General features: G+C 71.3%; 17 protein-coding genes and 1 riboswitch. Of the genes, 6 read left to right on the forward strand and 11 right to left on the reverse strand.

Annotation, left to right across the window (positions count from 1 at the left end):
- The first annotated feature begins 65 nt into the window (after positions 1–65).
- Positions 66–1,793: a M23 family metallopeptidase gene (locus ACFV6E_RS34980; RefSeq protein ID WP_385467201.1), complete on the forward strand. Its 1,728-nt coding sequence runs from the start codon at positions 66–68 to the stop codon at positions 1,791–1,793.
- A gap of 185 nt (positions 1,794–1,978) precedes the next feature.
- Here the strand turns inward: ACFV6E_RS34980 and pcrA are convergent, their stop codons facing one another.
- Complete coding sequence (pcrA, locus tag ACFV6E_RS34985) at positions 1,979–4,465, reverse strand: DNA helicase PcrA (protein WP_385467204.1); 2,487 nt, start codon at positions 4,463–4,465, stop codon at positions 1,979–1,981.
- Positions 4,466–4,788: 323 nt separating this feature from the next.
- Positions 4,789–4,975, forward strand: a riboswitch (cyclic di-AMP (ydaO/yuaA leader).
- 7 nt (positions 4,976–4,982) lie between these two features.
- Here pcrA and ACFV6E_RS34990 point away from each other — a divergent pair.
- Complete coding sequence (locus tag ACFV6E_RS34990; RefSeq protein ID WP_385467207.1) at positions 4,983–6,149, forward strand: NlpC/P60 family protein; 1,167 nt, start codon at positions 4,983–4,985, stop codon at positions 6,147–6,149.
- Between the two features lie 89 nt (positions 6,150–6,238).
- Here the strand turns inward: ACFV6E_RS34990 and ACFV6E_RS34995 are convergent, their stop codons facing one another.
- Positions 6,239–6,592, reverse strand: coding sequence for a hypothetical protein (locus ACFV6E_RS34995; RefSeq protein WP_385467210.1), 354 nt, complete (start codon positions 6,590–6,592; stop codon positions 6,239–6,241).
- A gap of 435 nt (positions 6,593–7,027) precedes the next feature.
- Between ACFV6E_RS34995 and ACFV6E_RS35000 the strand changes: the two genes are divergently transcribed.
- Positions 7,028–8,182, forward strand: coding sequence for an NlpC/P60 family protein (locus tag ACFV6E_RS35000; protein WP_385467213.1), 1,155 nt, complete (start codon positions 7,028–7,030; stop codon positions 8,180–8,182).
- A 36-nt stretch (positions 8,183–8,218) separates the two neighbouring features.
- Here the strand turns inward: ACFV6E_RS35000 and ACFV6E_RS35005 are convergent, their stop codons facing one another.
- The 5 genes from ACFV6E_RS35005 to ACFV6E_RS35025 all read right to left on the reverse strand — a co-directional run bounded on the left by ACFV6E_RS35005 (position 8,219) and on the right by ACFV6E_RS35025 (position 11,202).
- Positions 8,219–8,599: a hypothetical protein gene (locus ACFV6E_RS35005; RefSeq protein ID WP_385162721.1), complete on the reverse strand. Its 381-nt coding sequence runs from the start codon at positions 8,597–8,599 to the stop codon at positions 8,219–8,221.
- A complete protein-coding gene (locus tag ACFV6E_RS35010; RefSeq protein ID WP_385162719.1) occupies positions 8,596–8,880 on the reverse strand; it encodes a type II toxin-antitoxin system CcdA family antitoxin in 285 nt (94 codons plus the stop codon). Before ACFV6E_RS35010 ends, ACFV6E_RS35005 begins: the two co-directional genes overlap by 4 nt.
- An 83-nt stretch (positions 8,881–8,963) precedes the next feature.
- The gene (locus ACFV6E_RS35015; protein ID WP_385467216.1) at positions 8,964–9,836 is read right to left on the reverse strand and encodes a hypothetical protein; all 873 of its coding nucleotides are present in this window, start codon (positions 9,834–9,836) and stop codon (positions 8,964–8,966) included.
- A gap of 269 nt (positions 9,837–10,105) precedes the next feature.
- The gene (locus ACFV6E_RS35020) at positions 10,106–10,366 is read right to left on the reverse strand and encodes a DUF397 domain-containing protein (RefSeq protein WP_385467219.1); all 261 of its coding nucleotides are present in this window, start codon (positions 10,364–10,366) and stop codon (positions 10,106–10,108) included.
- On the reverse strand, positions 10,363–11,202 hold the full coding sequence (locus ACFV6E_RS35025) for a helix-turn-helix domain-containing protein (RefSeq protein ID WP_385162713.1): 840 nt from the start codon (positions 11,200–11,202) through the stop codon (positions 10,363–10,365). The genes ACFV6E_RS35020 and ACFV6E_RS35025 overlap by 4 nt, the downstream gene beginning before the upstream one ends.
- A 138-nt stretch (positions 11,203–11,340) precedes the next feature.
- Here ACFV6E_RS35025 and ACFV6E_RS35030 point away from each other — a divergent pair, with 138 nt between their 5' ends.
- On the forward strand, positions 11,341–11,751 hold the full coding sequence (locus ACFV6E_RS35030; RefSeq protein WP_385467222.1) for an ATP-binding protein: 411 nt from the start codon (positions 11,341–11,343) through the stop codon (positions 11,749–11,751).
- Positions 11,752–11,788: 37 nt separating this feature from the next.
- Here the strand turns inward: ACFV6E_RS35030 and ACFV6E_RS35035 are convergent, their stop codons facing one another.
- Both ACFV6E_RS35035 and ACFV6E_RS35040 read right to left on the reverse strand, forming a co-directional pair.
- Positions 11,789–12,595, reverse strand: coding sequence for a LuxR C-terminal-related transcriptional regulator (locus ACFV6E_RS35035; RefSeq protein WP_385467225.1), 807 nt, complete (start codon positions 12,593–12,595; stop codon positions 11,789–11,791).
- Positions 12,592–13,878: a PspC domain-containing protein gene (locus ACFV6E_RS35040; protein WP_385162707.1), complete on the reverse strand. Its 1,287-nt coding sequence runs from the start codon at positions 13,876–13,878 to the stop codon at positions 12,592–12,594. The genes ACFV6E_RS35035 and ACFV6E_RS35040 overlap by 4 nt, the downstream gene beginning before the upstream one ends.
- A 179-nt stretch (positions 13,879–14,057) precedes the next feature.
- On the opposite strand from ACFV6E_RS35040, the gene ACFV6E_RS35045 reads away from it, so the two are divergent.
- Positions 14,058–15,668 (forward strand): PspC domain-containing protein, encoded by a 1,611-nt coding sequence (locus tag ACFV6E_RS35045; protein WP_385467227.1) that lies wholly within the window; start codon positions 14,058–14,060, stop codon positions 15,666–15,668.
- A complete protein-coding gene (locus ACFV6E_RS35050; RefSeq protein WP_385162703.1) occupies positions 15,655–16,002 on the forward strand; it encodes a hypothetical protein in 348 nt (115 codons plus the stop codon). Before ACFV6E_RS35045 ends, ACFV6E_RS35050 begins: the two co-directional genes overlap by 14 nt.
- Before the next feature lie 5 nt (positions 16,003–16,007).
- Here ACFV6E_RS35050 and ACFV6E_RS35055 read toward each other — a convergent pair whose 3' ends face one another.
- Both ACFV6E_RS35055 and ACFV6E_RS35060 read right to left on the reverse strand, forming a co-directional pair.
- A complete protein-coding gene (locus tag ACFV6E_RS35055) occupies positions 16,008–16,538 on the reverse strand; it encodes a DoxX family membrane protein (RefSeq protein ID WP_385162701.1) in 531 nt (176 codons plus the stop codon).
- 151 nt (positions 16,539–16,689) lie between these two features.
- The gene (locus ACFV6E_RS35060; protein ID WP_385162773.1) at positions 16,690–18,009 is read right to left on the reverse strand and encodes a hypothetical protein; all 1,320 of its coding nucleotides are present in this window, start codon (positions 18,007–18,009) and stop codon (positions 16,690–16,692) included.
- Positions 18,010–18,253 lie beyond the last annotated feature (244 nt).

The following is an 18,253-nucleotide window of genomic DNA, read 5'->3' on the forward strand; positions in this document are numbered from 1 at the left end:
GTACCGCCGGGTACAGTCACCGCACTGCTCTGCCAGCCCCTGTTGTCGAGGCGAAAGAGAAGTTGGTGAACGACCGTCACCCGTCGGGGACCGCAACTCCCCCGGCTCCGGCCTCCGATGCCGCCTCGGCGCACTACGCGTCCTACAGCGGACCGGACGGCCAGTACGGCGACTTCACCACGTACGACGGTTATGCCGCCACCGGATTCGACACCGGTCACGGCGGTTACGCGGCGACGAGCTTCGCGGCCGATCCGCTCTTCGGCGATCTCCAGGGCGCTTCCGGCGCGGCCACCGACCAGACCATGGGCGCGGCCACGGGTTCGTACGACACCGGGCACTGGCAGGCGGGTGATCAGACGTCGGCCACCGGCGGTCACCAGACGCTGGGCTACGACCCCTACGCGGCGCAGCACCAGGACGGGTACGACACCGGCGGCTACGACACCACCGCCTGGGCGGCCGGATACCAGCAACTCGCCGGTATTCCGGCGCAGTCGCAGGGCCACGACGGCAGCGGCCAGTGGGACGCGAGCGCCTGGCTCCAGCCGGAGCAGGCGGGTCCGCTCGGCCAGGCCGGTCCGCTCGACCACGGCGACCACGGCCAGCAGGACCACACCCAGCAGTGGGCCGCCACGCAGATCTTCGACACGGGCGCCTACGACGCCACGCAGTGGAACGGCGACGGCGGCGCTTCCGCGGACGCGTTCGGCGCGGACGCGTTCGGCGCCGAAACGTATGGGCAGCCCGCGGCCGTACCGTTCGACCAGCAGGCGACCGCCACGTTCGAGCAGGTCGCCTACGACCAGCCGGCTCCCGAGTCCTACGACCAGCAGGCTTCCGAGCCCTTCGACCAGCAGGCCACGGCCACCTTCGAACAGGTCCCGTACGAGCAACCCGCCGCGGTGGACGACGGGTTGGAGACGGCCGGCGGCGAGCACCCGGACGAGACGCAGCCGTTCCTCCTCGACGGGGTCGAAGAGGTCACCGATGGGACACCGGCCGCCCCGGCTCCGGGCTCACGCGCGGCGAACCGGTCGGCGAGCCGTTCCCGCCGCCGCGCTCCCGCCAAGCGTTCCGCACTGCTGACGGTCGCCGTGCCCTCGGCGTGCGTGATGGGCGTCGCGGGCATCGCCGCCGCCTCGGTGGTGGGCGTGAGCGGCGACGACGGCAAGGAGACGACGGCCTCCGAAGCGGCGGAGAAGACGACGTCGACCAAGACGACCACCGCCAACAACAAGCTGGACACCCAGCTCGCGAACCTCTCGGCGGACGCCGACGACTTCGCCGACCGGGCGAGCCGGACGCAGGAACGTATCGACCTCAAGGCGCAGCAGGAAGCGCAGAAGAAGAAGGCGGCGGAAGAGGCGGCCCGCAAGGAGCGGCTGCGCCCCAAGTTCGCCCTTCCGGTCGCGCAGAAGGGCCTCAGCGCCTACTACGGCCAGGCCGGCGTCAACTGGATGTCCGTGCACACGGGCATCGACTTCCCCGTCTCGTACGGGACGACGGTGATGGCCGCGACCGACGGCACCGTCCGCACCCAGTGGAACAGTGCCTACGGCAACATGGCGATCGTGACCGCCAAGGACGGCACGGAGACGTGGTACTGCCACCTCTCCAGTTACAAGGTCGCCTCCGGGACCACCGTGAAGGCCGGTGACCCGATCGCCTTCTCCGGCAACTCCGGCAACTCCACCGGCCCCCACCTGCACTTCGAGGTCCGCCCGGCCGGCGGTGCGGCGATCGACCCGCTGCCGTGGCTGCGCAGCCACGACCTGGACCCGACGGCGTAACGAGCGTCTTCCGGCGGGGACGGGCCACCGCCGACGCAACGCGACCATTTTTCCGGTGCGGCAGGCAGCCGAGCGCTCTCCGGCGGGGCGGGCAGCCGAGCACCCTCCGGCGCGGGCGGGCCACCGAGCACCCTCCGGCGCGGGCGGGCCACCGACGGCGCCCGCCCCCGCCGTAACTCCCTGGGCTACAGCTTCTCCACCGGTGCGTACCGCAGCAGCAGTCGCTTCGGCTTCGCTTCGCCGAAGTCGACGGTCGCCTCCGCGTTGGCGCCCGTGCCCTTCACCCCGACGACGGTGCCGAGGCCGAACTGGTCGTGCGTGACCCGGTCCCCGACGGTCAGGGAGACGACCGGCTTCTCGGAGACGCCGCGGCGCGTCGCGAACCCGGACGCGCCCGAGGCCGCCGAGCGCGAGCGCGACGAGGACAGCGAGGCCGCGACGCTCGACACCGGTCCGGAGGCCACCGCGCCCATGGATCCCGTGCGCTTCCATTCCAAGTGGGCGTCCGGGATCTCCTCCAGGAAGCGGGACGGCGGGTTGTACGAGGGCTGGCCCCAGGCGCTGCGCATGGACGAGCGCGTCAGGTACAGCCGCTCCCGCGCGCGCGTGATGCCGACGTAGGCGAGGCGCCGCTCCTCCTCCAGTTCCTTCGTCTGGCCGAGCGCGCGCATGTGCGGGAAGACGCCATCCTCCATGCCGGTGAGGAAGACGACCGGGAATTCGAGGCCCTTGGCGGTGTGCAGGGTCATCAGGGTGATGACGCCGTTGCCGTCCTCCTCGTCGGGGATCTGGTCGGAGTCGGCGACGAGCGCGACCCGCTCCAGGAAGTCGGAGAGCGAGCCCGCCTCCTCGTCCTCACCGGACTCCTGCTCGAATTCGAGAGCGACGGCCGCGAGTTCCTGGAGGTTCTCGATGCGGGTCTCGTCCTGCGGGTCGGTGGATGCCTGCAACTCGGCCAGGTAGCCGGTGCGTTCGAGCACGGCCTCCAGGACGGTCGCCGGGCCCGCGCCCGACTCCACGACGGTGCGCAGGTCCTCCATCAGCGTGTTGAACCGCTTCACGGCGTTGGTCGAGCGGGCCGCCATCCCGTACGCCTCGTCGACGCGGCGCAGCGCCTGCGGGAAGCTGATCTTCTCGCGCTGGGAGAGCGCGTCGATCATGGCTTCCGCGCGGTCGCCGATGCCGCGCTTGGGCACGTTCAGGATGCGGCGCAGCGGGACCGAGTCCTCCGGGTTCGACAGCACGCGCAGGTACGCGAGGACGTCGCGGACCTCCTTGCGCTCGTAGAAGCGGACGCCGCCGACGACCTTGTACGGCAGGCCGACGCGGATGAAGACCTCTTCGAAGACACGGGACTGGGCGTTCGTCCGGTAGAAGACGGCGACGTCGCCCGCCTTCGCCTCGCCCGCGTCGGTGAGCCGGTCGATCTCGTCGGCGACGAACTGCGCCTCGTCGTGCTCCGTGTCCGCGACGTAGCCCGTGATGCGCTCGCCCGTGCCCGCGTTGGTCCACAGGTTCTTGGGGCGGCGGCTCTCGTTGCGCTCGATGACCGCGTTCGCGGCGCTCAGGATGGTCTGGGTGGAGCGGTAGTTCTGCTCCAGGAGGATCGTCGTCGCGTCCGGGTAGTCCTCCTCGAACTGGAGGATGTTGCGGATGGTGGCGCCGCGGAAGGCGTAGATCGACTGGTCGGCGTCACCCACGACGCACAGCTCGGCCGGGCCCTCGCCGAGACCGTCGCCGACGCCATCGCCCTCGCCCTCGCCGGAGGGACCGACGAGCTCCCTGACCAGCGCGTACTGCGCGTGGTTGGTGTCCTGGTACTCGTCGACCAGGACGTGGCGGAAGCGGCGGCGGTAGTGCTCGGCGACGTCCGGGAAGGCGCGCAGCAGGTTGACCGTCGTCATGATCAGGTCGTCGAAGTCGAGCGCGTTCGCCTCGCGCAGCCGCGACTGGTAGAGCGCGTACGCCTGGGCGAGGGTCTTCTCGAAACCGTCGGCCGCCTGGCCCGCGAAGTCCTCCTCGTCGATCAGCTCGTTCTTCAGGTTCGAGATCTTGGCGCTGAACGACTTCGGCGGGAAGCGCTTCGGGTCGAGGTCCAGGTCACGGCAGACCAGGGCCATCAGGCGCTTGGAGTCGGCGGCGTCGTAGATCGAGAACGACGAGGTGAAGCCGAGCTTCTTGGACTCGCGGCGCAGGATGCGCACACACGCGCTGTGGAAGGTCATCACCCACATCGCGTTCGCCCGCGGGCCCACGAGCTGCTCCACGCGCTCCTTCATCTCGCCCGCGGCCTTGTTCGTGAACGTGATCGCGAGGATCTGGCCCGGGTGCACATGGCGCTCGCCCAGCAGGTGCGCGATGCGGTGCGTGAGCACGCGCGTCTTGCCGGAACCGGCACCCGCGACGATGAGCAGAGGGGAGCCTGCGTGCACCACGGCCGCGCGCTGGTTCTCGTTCAGCCCGTCCAGGAGCGCGGCCGGGTCCACGTGCGGGCGGGCGGCACCGTCCCGGTAGTACGCGTCCCTGGGCGGCGGCGCGTCGAAGCGCCCGGCGAACAGGTCGTCCGGGATCGGCTCCGGAGCCCCGTCCTCGGGCGGCGGCGGAGGCTCTTCCCCATGGGCCCCGGAGGGCTGGAGGTCCGCCAGGAAGCTGTCGTCAAAGAGGCTGCTCATCGCCATCCGAGTCTAGGCGCCCCCACTGACACCCGGGGCCGCGCAGCAGAACCACCCGGGACCGCGCCGGAAATCGCGTACCTCTCATCGGCTCCGCGCCACCGGCCGGTCACCTTCCGCTACGGGCCCGACCGCGGTCCGTTCCGGACAGCCGTCACCGCCATCACGCCACGGTGAGACGTACGTCACCACCACCGACCGTCCCGCAAAAAGGTCACGAAAATGTATCGGGCATATCGAACATCAACCTTCACAGAAGACACACGAGTTGGCTAGCGTGCTGCGCAGGCCGCCCGACCCCCACCGGCGAACGTCGCCGGGCCGTGCGGCCTCCGCCGAGTCCGGTGCGCCCCCGCGGCAGCCGGAGCCGGGGACCCAACCGACCTTGGGGTGAATCGGTGCCGCCAACCAGTGGGCAGCCACTGGACACGCGCGCACCGTAGGGCAACCCTTCCGAACCACCCGCCCGAACCCGACAGCTAACCCGGTAGGCGGATCACGGAAGGAGTCGCCTCCCTTGGCGTCGCACCGCAAATGGCGTCCCGCCGCTACGCGCCTTGCGGGTCTCAGGACCCCCACCCTCGCCACCGCCGCCCTCACCTCCGTGGCCCTGCTCTCGCAGACGGCGAACGCCGCGCCGGCCGAGCCGAAGCCGAGCATGGAGGAGGTGCAGAAGAAGGTCGACGACCTCTACCACCAGGCCGAGACCGCCACCGAGAAGTACAACGCCACGCGCGAGCAGACCGCCAAACAGCGCAAGCGCGTCGACACCCTCCTCGACGATGTGGCCAAGCGCACCGAAAAACTCAACGACGCGCGCGAGGAGCTCGGTTCCTTCGCCGCGGCCCAGTACCGCACCGGCGCCGCCGCGCCCGACACGGCGACCCTCCTGCTGGCCGACAACCCGCAGGACTACTTCGACCAGACCCAGCTGATGAGCCGGCTCACCAGCCGCCAGAAGCAGGCCGTCGACGACTACGTCACCGAGCAGGCCGCGACCACGAAGAAGCGGCAGGAGGCGTCGGAGAGCCTGGAGACGCTCACCTCGTCGCAGAAGACGCTGAAGACGTCCAAGGCGGAGGTACAGCAGAAGCTCGCCGACGCCCGCGAGCTGCTGTCCAAGCTGACCGCCGAGGAGAAGGCACGGCTGAAGGCGATCGAGGAGAAGAAGCAGCAGGAGGCCCAGCGCAAGGCCGAGGAGCTGGCCCGGCAGCAGGCCGCGGAGGAGAAGAAGCGCCAGGAGGCCGAACAGAGCCAGGGCTCGAGCTCGTCGGGCAGCACCTCCACAGGTTCCTCGACCGGCTCGTCTGCGGGTTCCTCGTCCAGTACGAAGGCGGCCAAGGCCATCGCCTTCGCGCGCGCCCAGATCGGCAAGCCGTACGTCTGGGGCGCGACCGGGCCCGACTCCTACGACTGCTCAGGGCTGACGCAGGCCGCCTGGAAGGCCGCCGGTGTCAGCCTGCCGCGTACCACGTACGACCAGGTGAACGCGGGAACCACGGTCTCGCTCTCCGCCGCGCAGCCCGGTGACCTGATCTTCTTCTACGACGACATCAGTCACGTGGGCGTGTACATCGGCAACGGCATGATGATCCACGCCCCGAAGCCGGGCGCATACGTCCGTGAGGAGTCGATCTACTACGCGGGTGAGTCGATCATCCACAGCGTGGTGCGGCCGGCCTGAGCCGGACCGGAAACGTTGAAGGGGGTCTACGCACGCGTAGACCCCCTTTTAGTGGACCCCCTTCTACGGGAAGGCCCGTTCAGGCCCGCTCAGGTCCAGAGGACGGCGATGAAGATGTTCGCCATGGTCAGCAGGCCGACCGCGGCGAAGGCACCCTTGTCCACCTTCTCCTCGTCGCGCTTCACATAGACGAGCCCGAGGATCACGATCAGCAGGGCGAGCTTCACGCCGATCTTGATGTTGTTGACGGTGTTGTCGTCGGCCTGATTGAGGCCGACCAGCACGATGCCCGTGACCAGCATGGTGAGCGCGCCGTGCAGCATCCCGGGGACGAACCGGGCCGTGCCCTGGCCCATCGCTTTCATCTGGGTGAGGAAGCCGCCGAGCAGCGCGGCGATCCCGATGATGTGCAGGCCGACGAAGAGATGGATGAGTACGTCCATGGTCCGGAGCCTATTCCTGCCCACGGGCGGCTCCGGTCACCGGGCCTGGCGTGACGACCGAGGCGCAGGGCTCTCTCTGCGCGGCGGCTGAGGTCGGCCCGCCGTAGCAGCCCGGCGCTCCCCGTCCCCCGGGATCCGCCGCATCGGTCAGCAAACCGGTTCGAATCGACGGCTCCGGTACGGCGGGACGGACACTCACGGTCACCCGGTGATCCACTGCCGTCATTTCCGTACATGGCGTCTCCGTGCCCTCGTTCCCCGGCTTAGCGTCCTCCCCCAGGTGACCGGCTCTCCACCGCCGCCCGGGCCAGGGGCGGCCGCCGGTCGCCGCCGAGAAGGTCCGGTGGCGGCTCGCTCCCCTGTGCGGGGCCGCCACCGGACGGGTCGCCGCAGACCGCCCCGCGCGGGCGGCCGTACGGAAGGATGTGGGCCCTCGTGGCAGCGCACCGCAAGCCCAGACAGCGCTCGCTCCGCGGCCCCACGGCCCGCACCGCGGCCACGGTCGCCCTCGCCGGCGCGGCGACCGCGGCGACGACCGCGACGGGCCTCGACGGCACGGCGCACGCCGATCCGCAGCTCTCCTTGTCCGAGGTCAAGGCAGAGGTGGACAAGTTGTACGAGGAGGCGGAGGTCGCCACCGAGAAGTACAACGGCGCCGAGGAGAAGGCCGGGGCGGCGGAGCGGCGGCTGAACGACCTGCGGGACGAGGCGGCGCGCAGGGCGGACCGGTACAACGCGGCCCGGGAGGCGCTCGGCGCCCTCGCCGCGGCCCAGTACCGCAGCGGAGGGGCCGCCCCCGCGATGCAACTGGCGCTGTCGGACGATCCCGAACGGTATCTGGAGGGCGCCGCGTTCGCCGAGCGCGCGGGCGACCGCCAGGCGTCGGCCGTCGGCCGGGCGCGGACGCAGTTGCGGGAGCTGGAGCGGCTGCGTGGCGCCGCCCGGGTGGAGCTCACCACCCTCAAGTCCCGCCAGACGGAACTGAACCGCCACAAGAACACGATCACCGGGAAGCTCGGCGAGGCCCGGCGGCTGCTGTCCCGGCTCACCGCCGAACAGCGCGCACGCCTCGCGGCGGACGAGGGCGGCAGTGGCGGGGAGGGCGGGGAGCGCTCGTCCCGCACGGATGCGGGGCGTCCGGGCGCCGGCCCGCCCGCGTCCGGATCGGGCCCGGCAGCGGGCCCGGCAGCAGGCTCGCCGACGGGCTCAGCAGCTGGCCAGCCCTCCAGCCAGGCGCCCGGCTCCCGGGCCGCCGCCGCGATCGCGTACGCGCGCCAGGCGCTGGGCAGCCCGTACGTGTGGGGTGCCACCGGTCCGGACTCCTTCGACTGCTCGGGCCTCGTCCAGGCCGCCTACCGCGCGGCTGGCGTCTCCCTGCCGCGTACGACGTACGCCCAGATCGACGCGGGCCACCGGGTCGCCCGCTCCGAACTCGCCCCGGGCGACCTGGTCTTCTTCTACTCGGGCATCAGCCACGTCGGGATCTACATCGGCAACGGCCAGATGATCCACGCCCCGAACCCGTCGGCTCCGGTCCGCGTGGCCCCGATCGACGAAATGCCGTTCGCGGGGGCGGCACGGGTGGCGTGACGCGGGTCGGCGTGACGCAGGCCGGGTGAGCGCGATTCATCCCGTCAACGGCAGCACCGGCACACCGAACCCGCGGTACGCGCCAGGCTCCGTGGTGGCGACTTCCCAGCCGGTCGCCATACTGACGGCGGCCACGTGCACCGCCGGCCACCCTTGCTCGGGGAAGATCGTGGTCGCGATACGCCCCATGGTGTCGGCGACCACCCTGTCGACCGAAGCCACTTCCACGGCGGGGAGCTGGGCCAAGTGACCCGAGATTCCAGGCCTTTCCCCTGTCGCCTCGGCCAGGCTGAGCGCCGGAACGACCACCGTGTAGAGCGGGTCCTCGTGCGCCGCCACGATGAACGCGGAGAGCACGCGATGCCCGCGCCCGAGTGCGAGCAAACCGTGCTGGTCCAGGATGACGCCGTCGCTCACGCAGCCGCACCCTTGCGGCGAGCGTCGCTGCGGGCCTTGCTCGCGGCCAGCATGCCGCGCGCCTCGATGAGCTCCTCGTCCGACAGCGCCTGACCACGAAGCAGGGCCTCCTCGACGTACTCCCTGGCCTGCTCGGCTCGCCTCCGACGCTCGACGCGGCTTCGCATGGTCTCGTTGATCACGGCCGAGATCGATGCCGCCTCGCCCGCATCGACGAGCCGCTGAAGCTCTGCGAGCACGTCCGAGTCGAGGGTGACGGAAATAGGCTTTTTGGCTACCACAATGCGAGGGTATCGCATGACCATGTGAGAGACGCCTACCTAGTGAGAGTGTCGGTCGGACTGCCGGGGCGCGCGGAAACGCCTCACACACGTAGCGGTGTGCGGATCGCCCCGCGCACTTGTGCGGCTCTGGCGCGTACGGCCGTCGCAGGCAGCGCCCACGGCTCCTCGGGCGTGGCGCCGCCACGGCAGGCCCGGCAGAGGCCGTCGGGAAGGGCCTCGGGACTGCCCGGTACGCCGCAGTCGGTGCACTCCGGCATGGTCAGCGGTGGTCGCACCTCCGTGATGGACGGCTCGGGCGGCATCTTGTCCTGGAGGCGCCGCCGCAGGAACGCGCGGGGTGAGTGGACCTGGTCAGGGAGCCCGGCGGTGAGGGACTGCGTCATCCGGTCCGCGGTGACGCCTCTGGCCAGCCAGTCGGTGGCGAGCCCTTCGAGGGCGGCGCAGTCGGCGGCGGAGAGCGCGAGCCGGGGTTCGGCGCGGCCGAGCCGGGCGAGGGCTTCGTACCCCTCCGAGGGGCGGGGCCGCTCCGCGGGGGGTACGACGTCGGTGGCCGCCTGGGCACTCGGTACGTCACCCGAGAGCACCCGGGCCCACCATTCGCTGTCACGTGCGGTACGCGACCACAGGGTGCGGAAGACCCAGCGAGTCACGCCCTCGCCAGTTCCCTCACCGGTGGCCGCGCCTTGCGCACGGCACCGCACCCGGCGGAGGTGACCGGCCCGGGACAGCTCGTTGAGGGCGGACCGGACGGCCTGCTGACCGTAGAGGGGCAGGGCCTTGGCGAGGGTCTTGGCGTCCATCGCGGCGCCGTCGGGAAGCCGGTCGATGAAGGCGGCGACGTAACGCTCGCGAGGCGGGAGGTGGTCGAAATCGCCGGTCCGGGTCGGCGACTGATCCGGCGCCGACCGTTTGCCGTAACCGGGATTGGCCATGGGGTGTGCGGACGCGGGCATGACCGCGTTAGGGTCTTCAGAAGCCATGAGATCGCTCGTTTCGATCTTGAGGTCAGACCCCGGTCCGGTGTTGGTAGCACCTGCCGGGGTCGCTTGCTGTTGCGAACGCTAGAGCGTCACGACGGCGCGTGGCAAGCCGATCACGAAATGTCATGTGCGCTGGCCCGCGCGGGCGTTGGGAGGGAGGGTGGGTTGAACCCAACCACCCATTCCTCACAAACAGAGCTCGACTCTCGACCCCCGAAGCACGGGCCCCGAGCGGCGGGGCGTCAGACGCTACGAGCGTGCGCGACGAACGCCGCCCAGGCGCGGCCGGGTATCGCGATCTCCGGGCCCCGACCCCCGAGCTTCGAGTCCCGAACGTGAGTAACGGGCCGCCCTGACATGGGCTGGTCGTGGGCGACTTCGAGACATGCGCTGCCTGAGGAGTCGCTGTAACTGGACTTGTGCCATGCGTAGGCGACTTCGACGCAGTTGCTGCCTTCGCTGTCGCTGTAGCTGGACTTGAACCACGTCAGGTGGTCATTCACTTCCGCTTCGCCACCCCTCTGATGAACTCGGCAGACTCCTCGACGCTGAGGGCGTGCATCCCGATCATGGCATGCTTGCGCGACAACGCACTGACCTTGTCCGCGTTGGCATACAGGGCACTCGTCCCTTGCCCCTCGGCGAAGGCGTAGACGTCGTGCTCTTCCGTCTCCAGCAGAACGATCGGACCGTTGAGGGCAACTCCTGCGCACCGACCGAACGGCAGGATCTGGATGGCTACGTTGCGCAGTTGCCCCACCTCCACGAGATGCTGGAACTGCTGGCGCATCACGTCCTCGCCGCCTACACCAGTGTGCAGCGCGGCTTCGTAGAGGAGGAAGCCGTACATCACGCCGACCCTGCGTCGCAGGGCCTCCGCCCTGCGCAGCCTGGCGGCAACGCGTGCGCTCACGGTCTCATCGTCGAGCGGCGGGCAACCGTCGCTGATCAAGGCTTGCGCGTAGGCCTCGGTCTGCAACAAACCCGGGATCAGCAGCGGCTCGTAGCAGGAGAAGCTGATGGCCTCCCCCTCGATGGCCATGAACTCCTGTGACCGCGCCGGGAACGGCTCCGGCCTCAAAAACTCCTGCGCCGCAACCAGCTTCCCCCGCGCCCCGCACAACTGGTCCGCCGCCTGCAAAAGGCCAAGCGTAGGGCGCCTCCTCCCGCACTCCATCGACTTCACGTACTCGTAGTCGTAGTTGGCCTCGCTGGCCAGCGCCTGGCGGCTGATGCCCGCCTCCTCGCGCCACATCTTGATCTGGCTGCCGCAGTACCGCCACGCCTGCTGCGGTCCCCGCGGTTGCCGCGACTGCCGCGCATCCCCCGAAGTCGCCACGCCTGCCCCACCTGCCTCCCGCTGAACACAGCGTGTACACGCACGCTGTGTACCCATGCCGACACTCGCGAGGCTAGGCGCCAACCACCAGCCTGATCACGGCAAATGACGGAGAACCACACGCAAGGACCGAAACCCATGCCGATGCCCGAAGACACCGTGTGGCACCTGCCGCGTCACGCCCGCAGCGCGGGCCGGGCCCGGACCCTCCTCCGGGAACAGACCGCCGCCTGGAAGCTCGGCGACGAGGCGACGGAGACGGCCGTCCTGCTGCTCAGCGAACTCGTGACGAACGCCTACCGGCACGGAAGGGTCTCGCCGGGCCGCGAAATCCGGGTCCGCTGCACCCTGGACGACGACCGCCTCCGCGTCCTGGTGACGGACGCGAACGGCACCCTCCCCGCGCCCCGGACCGCATCGCCGGACGACGAGTCGGGCCGCGGCCTGGCCCTCGTCGCCGCGCTGGCGGACGACTGGGGCGCGACCCCGCGCGCGGAGGGCATCGGCAAGACCGTCTGGTTCGTACTGTGCCTCACAGCTCAACCGTGACGCCGTACTCGTACGCGCACGCGTCGGGCCCAGCCGCTCAGACCAGCCGACGTGCCGTAGCCCACCGCGTCAGCTCGTGCCGGTTGGAGAGCTGGAGCTTTCTCAGGACCGCCGAGACATGGGACTCGACCGTCTTGACGGAGATGAAGAGCTGCTTGGCGATCTCCTTGTACGCATAGCCGCGGGCGATCAGCCGCAGGACCTCGCGCTCGCGCTGGGTGAGTCGGTCGAGGTCCTCGTCCACGGGCGGGGCGTCGGTCGAGGCGAAGGCGTCGAGGACGAAGCCGGCGAGACGCGGGGAGAACACCGCGTCGCCGTCCTGGACCCGGAAGACGGAGTCCACCAGGTCGGTGCCGGTGATCGTCTTGGTGACGTACCCCCGCGCACCACCGCGGATCACGCCGATGACGTCCTCGGCAGCGTCGGAGACGGACAGCGCCAGGAACCGCACCGGCTGCTCGGCATCGCTCATCAACGGCGCGCAGCGGCGCAGCACTTCGACCCCGCCGCCGCCCGGCAGATGGACGTCGAGGAGGACCACCTCGGGCCGCGTGGCCGTGATGACCGAGACCGCCTGGTCGACGTCCGCGGCCTCCCCCACCACCTCCACGCCCGTCCGCTCGGTCTCCCCGATCTCGGCCTGGACCCCCGTACGGAACATCCGGTGGTCGTCCACGAGAACCACCCGCACCCGGCGACCGCTCGTGGCCCCCGCTGCCGCGCTCGCCTCGGCCGAACCAGCCGCACCGGCAGCCCCGGCAGCCGCGCCAGTTGCACTGACCGCCGCACCGGCGTCCGCACCGGCTTCCGGCGTCCCGCCGCCCGGCCCGCTCGCGTCGCTCATGACGTCTTCTCCGCCCTCTCCATCTCCAGCTCGACCTCCGTACCGCCGTCCGGCACCGCACGCAGCCGTGCCGTGCCGCCGTTGCGCTCCATGCGGCCGATGATCGATTCTCTGACGCCCATCCGGTCGGCGGGTATCGCGTCCGGGTCGAAGCCGGGGCCCCGGTCCCGGACGGACACGAAGACCGTCCGGCCCTCGACTTCCGCGAAGACCTGCACCGCGCCGCCCTCGCCACCGTACTTGGCGGCGTTCACCATCGCTTCTCTCGCGGCCTGCATCTGTGCGCCGATCCTGTCGTCCAGCGGGCAGTCCCCCACGACGACGACCTCGATGGGGACGCCGTGCTTGTCCTCGACCTCCGCGGCGCTACGCCGGACGGCCTCGGCGAGGGTGTCGGGTTCCTCGTCCTCGTCCTTGCCGGTGCCCTCCGGCTTGTAGAGCCAGGCGCGCAGGTCGCGCTCCTGGGCCCGGGCCAGCCGCCGCACCTCGCCCGGACTCTCCGCGTTGCGCTGGATGAGGGTCAGGGTGTGCAGCACCGAGTCGTGGACGTGGGCGGCGACCTCCGCTCGCTCCTGGGCGCGAATGCGCATCAGCCGCTCCTCGGAGAGATCCTGGGTCATGCGGACGAGGTAGGGACCGGCGAGGAGGCCGATGCCCACGAGGACCGCGAGCGCCGCCTGAAGCACCGAACCCAGGTGGGCCGCCGAGCCCTGGAGCACGAATATCCCCGAGACGCCCGCGGTGACGAGCAGGACTCCGGCGGCCGAACGCAGCAGCGTGAGCGTGCGCCGGCGGCGGCCGACCTCCATCCAGCGGGCCCGCCGCGCGTTGTCCGCCTGGCGCCAGACGAGGGCCACGCCCGCGCCGACGAGCACCGTGGGCCAGAGATAGGCCTTGGCACCGACCAGATTCACATTGCCCGCGAAGATCATGGCCATCACGACCATGAGGAGCAGCGCGACGATCTGGCCCCGGTCGGGTCTGCGCGCGACCAGCCTGCGGCGGCCGTCCGGCGAGGTCTCCGTGGACAGCGCGGGAGGCCGGTCGGCGTCGACACCGCCGACGCCCAGCGGCACGAAGAACCAGAACGCCGCGTACAGCAGCGTGCCCAGTCCGTCCGCCATGCACAGGCCGACGAACATCAGCCGCACCCAGACCACGGGCAGACCGAGATGCCCGGCGAGCCCCCGCGCCACGCCTCCGAGCCAGCGTCCGTCGCTGCTGCGGTAGAGCTTGCGCGGGGGCCGCGGGTCGTCGAGTGGCAAAGTCGCGGCTTCCGGCATGCCAACGATGGTCACACGCCGACCGCGGCCGCAGCATCAGGGTCGACCCCGGATACTCCCCTGATCTCCCGCGGGCCGCCGCTCGAACGGTGCCCGCGGCACGGGTCAGGGGCGATCTCAGGGTCGGGCCAGGGTCATCCCGACTGCCGTGGCGGCGCCGCGGCCGTCACCATATACACATGACAGAGCAGCAGCACGCGGCGGAGCCGGGCCACGGCTCGGGTCCGGGCGCCCGGCCACCGGGCCCCGGCCCGCGGGACGCCGCACCTCCCGCCGGTGGCCGGCACGCCGCGCCTCCCACCGGTGGTGAGGAACCGCGCGCGCACGAGGCCCGGGCACACGGAGCTGGGACGCATGAGGCCCGGGCGCACGGAGCCGGGGAGCACGAGGCCCGGCAGCGCGGAGGCCGGGGCGGATCGACCTCGCCCGGGGCCGCGGCGGCCGAGCCGCAGCGCAGATTCCGCCGCGACCGGCGGCAGAAGGTGCTGGGCGGGGTGTGCGCGGGTCTTGGCAGGCAGTGCGAGATGGACCCGGTGATCTTCCGGATCGTGCTCGCGCTGCTCGCCGCGACCGGCGGCCTCGGCCTCATCTTCTACGGCTTCGTCTGGCTCTTCGTGCCGTACGACGACGAGGACGAGAACGAGGTGCGCAAGCTCCTCACCGGCCGCGTCGACGGCCAGGCGCTGGCGGCCGTGCTCTTCGCCCTCATCGGCTGCGGCATCTTCCTCTCCATGCTGAACAACGGAGGGGTGCTCGTCTTCGCCGGCGTCCTCTCCCTCCTCCTGGCCGGCGCGGGCTACTGGTCGCAGCACCGCGGAGCCCCGGACCCCGACCCGCTGACCGCGCAGGCGGCGGCCGACGCACCGCCCGAGGCCAAGGCACCGCCCGTCGCCGCCGCGTATCCGTCCTGGTGGCGCGACCCGATAGTCAAGGACGGCACCCACGTGGGCGGCACCGGCTATCTGTGGGGCCCGTCGGACGCCCGGGACCGGGATGTCGCGGCAGCGGTGAACATCGCCCGCGGCACCTCCGCCCACGGCATACGCGCCCCGCGCGAGCCACGGCCGCGCGGCCCGCGTTGGATAGGTGGCTGGGTGTTCCTGCTCGCGCTGCTGGCGGGCGCCCTCGGCACCCGCCTGACGTGGGACGGCACGGATGTCGCCGGCAGCGCTCAGACCGGCCTGGCCTGCGCGCTCGTCGTCCTCGGCCTGGGGATAGCGGTCAGCGCGTGCCTCGGGCGCACCGGCGGAGGCTCGATCTTCCTGGCCGTCCTCACGGCCGGTCTGCTCACCTGTTCCGCGGCACTGCCCGACGACCTCAGCACCAACTGGGTCCGCACCCGGTGGACCCCGGCGGCGGTGTCCGAGGTCCGGCCGCACTACGACCTCGGTACGGGCGTCGGCACCCTCGACCTCACCCGGATCGATCTCGCCGGGGACCAGAAGGTGACGACGGGCGCCGAGGTGGGCGTGGGCCGGCTCGTGGTGGTCGTCCCCGAGGACGCGACGGTACGGCTGGACATCGAAGTGGGCGTCGGCGACATCCAGTTGCCGGGCGACGCCGAGAAGGACGTGGACGTGGCCCCCGGCAAGCACCGCCGGCTCACACTGAAGCCCAGCGACAGCTCCGGCTCCGGCTCCGGCTCCGGCTCCGGCTCCGGCTCCGGCTCCGGCTCCAGTAAGGACGATGGCGGAAGCGATGGCAAGAACGGCGTCAAGGACGGTGGCACGCTCGACCTTCAGCTCGAAGTCGGCGTCGGACAAGCGGAGGTGACCCGTGCTGCGTCATGAGTTCCAGCCGGGGAAACTGATAGCGGGCTTCGCCCTGCTCGCCACGGGCGTGGTGTACGCCGGGGACGCGGGCGGCGCCTGGGACGCCGAGTGGTTCGTGGCGATACCGCTGGTCGTGGGCGGCCTGTGCCTGGCGGGCGTGGTGGCCTCCGTGACCCATGCGATACGCCGCGCACGCCGCGCGGCGCGGGACAGGGGCCAGCGCACGGTCGGGATCAATCCTCGCGACGTCACCCACGGTGATCACAACGAGGCCGCCCACGACAACGGGACCTCCGCGGACGCGCCACCGCCCAGCACGGCAACTCCGGGAAGTCAGTCCCCGCAGCAGTAGCTGCCCTAGCGGTACCCGCCCGTCCGTCGGCGGCGCCGAGTTCGCAGGGCCGCGTCGACGGAGAGGACGGAGGCGCCGGCGAGTACGAGAGGAAGCCAGGCCATCAGGTAGGCGAGGTCGTTGCCGTAGTAATAGGGATCGGAGGCCCAGCTCACGGTCAGCCAGAGACTGAGGGAGATCAGCGCACCGCCGAGCGCGGCGAGGCGGGCGAGCAGTCCGAGCAGGGTGCCGATGCCGACGGCCAGCTCGCCGAGGGCGATGGCGTAGCCGAAGCCGACCGGGTTCTTCAGGGCCATGTCGACCAGCGCGGGGATCGCGGACGAGTCGCGCACCGACCGCATCATGTCGCCGATCGACCCCGATCCGGCGTCCTTGAGGAAGGCACTGTCGGTGAGCTTGTCCAGACCGGCGTAGATGAAGGTGATGCCCAGGAAGACACGCAAGGGCAGCAGGGCGTACCGGGTGGCGGTCTCCCGCCAGTCGCGGTCGCCGTCGAGGTAGGTGCCGTGGGTGTTCGACCGTACGCCGTGAGTCATCGCCTGTGCCCGCCTCTCGCCCACTGTGCCGTTGACCCCTCAACAGACGATACGTACGAAGAGGTCTTCGCGCTCACGCTATGGGCCACGGGGTTGTCCGCACCGGACACCATGGCGCGGAACCACCGCCCGCCTGACCGGTCCCGGTGGGTCACTCCACCACGTCGATGGTGCAGCGATTGGTTTCGAGGCCCGCGGCGGTGACGACCTGGACCTCCACGCGTCCGGGTTCGACGTCCACCGGTACCGGCACGGTCAGTACGGCGTCGGTCGGGTTGCTGAAGCCGCCCGGGACGGGGACGAGCGGGACGTGGACATGGACGGTGCCGATGCGGACGACCATGCGGGAGAGCCGGTCGGCGGTCTGGGCGCCCGGGGGCACGAACCCGGCACCGCGGATCTCGATGTCGTCGCCGGTGCGGATGGGTGCGTCGAGGTCGCCGGCCTCGCGGGCGCGGACGACGGAGAGGATGACCGGCCGGCCGCCCTCGGAGTACTTGCCGGCGAAGTAGGTGACGGCGGAGACGAGGACGAGCAGGGCCAGTCCCCAGGGGAGGTCGGGAAGCTGCTCCGGCCGCCGGGCCAGCCGTACGGCGGCGAAGACGATCGCGACGGCGCAGACGACGACGTACTGGATGTCGGCGAAGCTGCCTCGTCCCGAGTCGTCGGTGAGCAGGTCGGCGGCGCGCGGCCGGTCGGCGCGGACCTTCTGGAGCCGCTGGCCGAGCACGCGCAGTCCGACGACCCGCCGTACCAGTACGGCGATGGCGCAGACCGTGGCGACGACGGTCACGACGCCCGCGCCCCGGGCGAGTTCGAGGCCCGAGATGAGCCGGTCGCGTTCGCCGTGGCCGGAGGCCGCGGCGAGCTGCCCGACGAGGACCAGGACCGAGAAGGCGGCGAGGAGGACCCAGCTCGCCGCCACGGCGCGGGAGGTGGAGAGCCGGTTGTCCTCGCCGATGACCGGGGCGAGGGCGCCGCCGCGGGCCCGGTGGAAGTAGCCGGCCACGGTCAGCAGCGCGCCCACGGCGACCGCCGCGAGCAGGCCCGCGGTCCGTGCGGCACTCCAGCCCGCGCCGATCGCGGTGAGCGTCTCGACGAGCAGGAGCAGTCCGACCGCTGCCCACACGGTGTACGCGGTGCGGCGCCACAGCCGTGCGAGCCACGCCTCGCCCTCGAGGCGTCCGCGCTCGGCGACCAGGTCGGCGGACTGGGTGAGTTCGTCCGAGACCCACTGCCGGGACGCGGACGCGGAGTGGGCGACCGCGGCGGGCAGCCCCTGCCCGGACGCGAACTCCTCGCGCTGGGCGAGGAAGGCGGCGACCGCGCGCCGGTGTCCTTCGCGCGCGCCGTGCGGGCAGTCCCCGCACGTGCAGCCGCCCCCGTGTGCGCCCCGGCCGGACCCGGCGCCCGACCCGGCATCGCGCCCGCCACCGCGCTCCGCGCCGTGTCTCGCCTCCTGCACCGCCACGCCCGCTGCCGCCTTCCTCACCAGAGGTGTCCAGAGATGTCATCGATCCGAGTGGTTCACACAGGTCAGCGCAGGTCGAGTGCAGGTCGAGCGCCGGTCTCGCGGAGTTCCCCGAGCAGGAATGCCGCGGCCGGACTTTCCGTACGTCTGACTGCCGTACAACTGCCCCGTGATGACAGCGCATTGTGCCGTACGGAACACGGCGCGCGTTCGGCAGGTCTGGTCAGCACGGGTGAATCGCCGG

The sequence above is a fragment of the Streptomyces sp. NPDC059785 genome (genome assembly GCF_042732375.1).
Taxonomy (GTDB): domain Bacteria; phylum Actinomycetota; class Actinomycetes; order Streptomycetales; family Streptomycetaceae; genus Streptomyces.

Coding starts and splice junctions, on each gene's coding strand:
- pcrA (WP_385467204.1), bottom strand. CDS start 4,465: ATGAGCAGCCTCTTTGACGACAGCTTCCTGGCGGACCTCCAGCCCTCC.
- ACFV6E_RS34995 (WP_385467210.1), bottom strand. CDS start 6,592: ATGGACGTACTCATCCATCTCTTCGTCGGCCTGCACATCATCGGGATC.
- ACFV6E_RS35015 (WP_385467216.1), bottom strand. CDS start 9,836: ATGCCCGCGTCCGCACACCCCATGGCCAATCCCGGTTACGGCAAACGG.
- ACFV6E_RS35030 (WP_385467222.1), top strand. CDS start 11,341: ATGCCGATGCCCGAAGACACCGTGTGGCACCTGCCGCGTCACGCCCGC.
- ACFV6E_RS35035 (WP_385467225.1), bottom strand. CDS start 12,595: ATGAGCGACGCGAGCGGGCCGGGCGGCGGGACGCCGGAAGCCGGTGCG.
- ACFV6E_RS35040 (WP_385162707.1), bottom strand. CDS start 13,878: ATGCCGGAAGCCGCGACTTTGCCACTCGACGACCCGCGGCCCCCGCGC.
- ACFV6E_RS35045 (WP_385467227.1), top strand. CDS start 14,058: ATGACAGAGCAGCAGCACGCGGCGGAGCCGGGCCACGGCTCGGGTCCG.
- ACFV6E_RS35055 (WP_385162701.1), bottom strand. CDS start 16,538: ATGACTCACGGCGTACGGTCGAACACCCACGGCACCTACCTCGACGGC.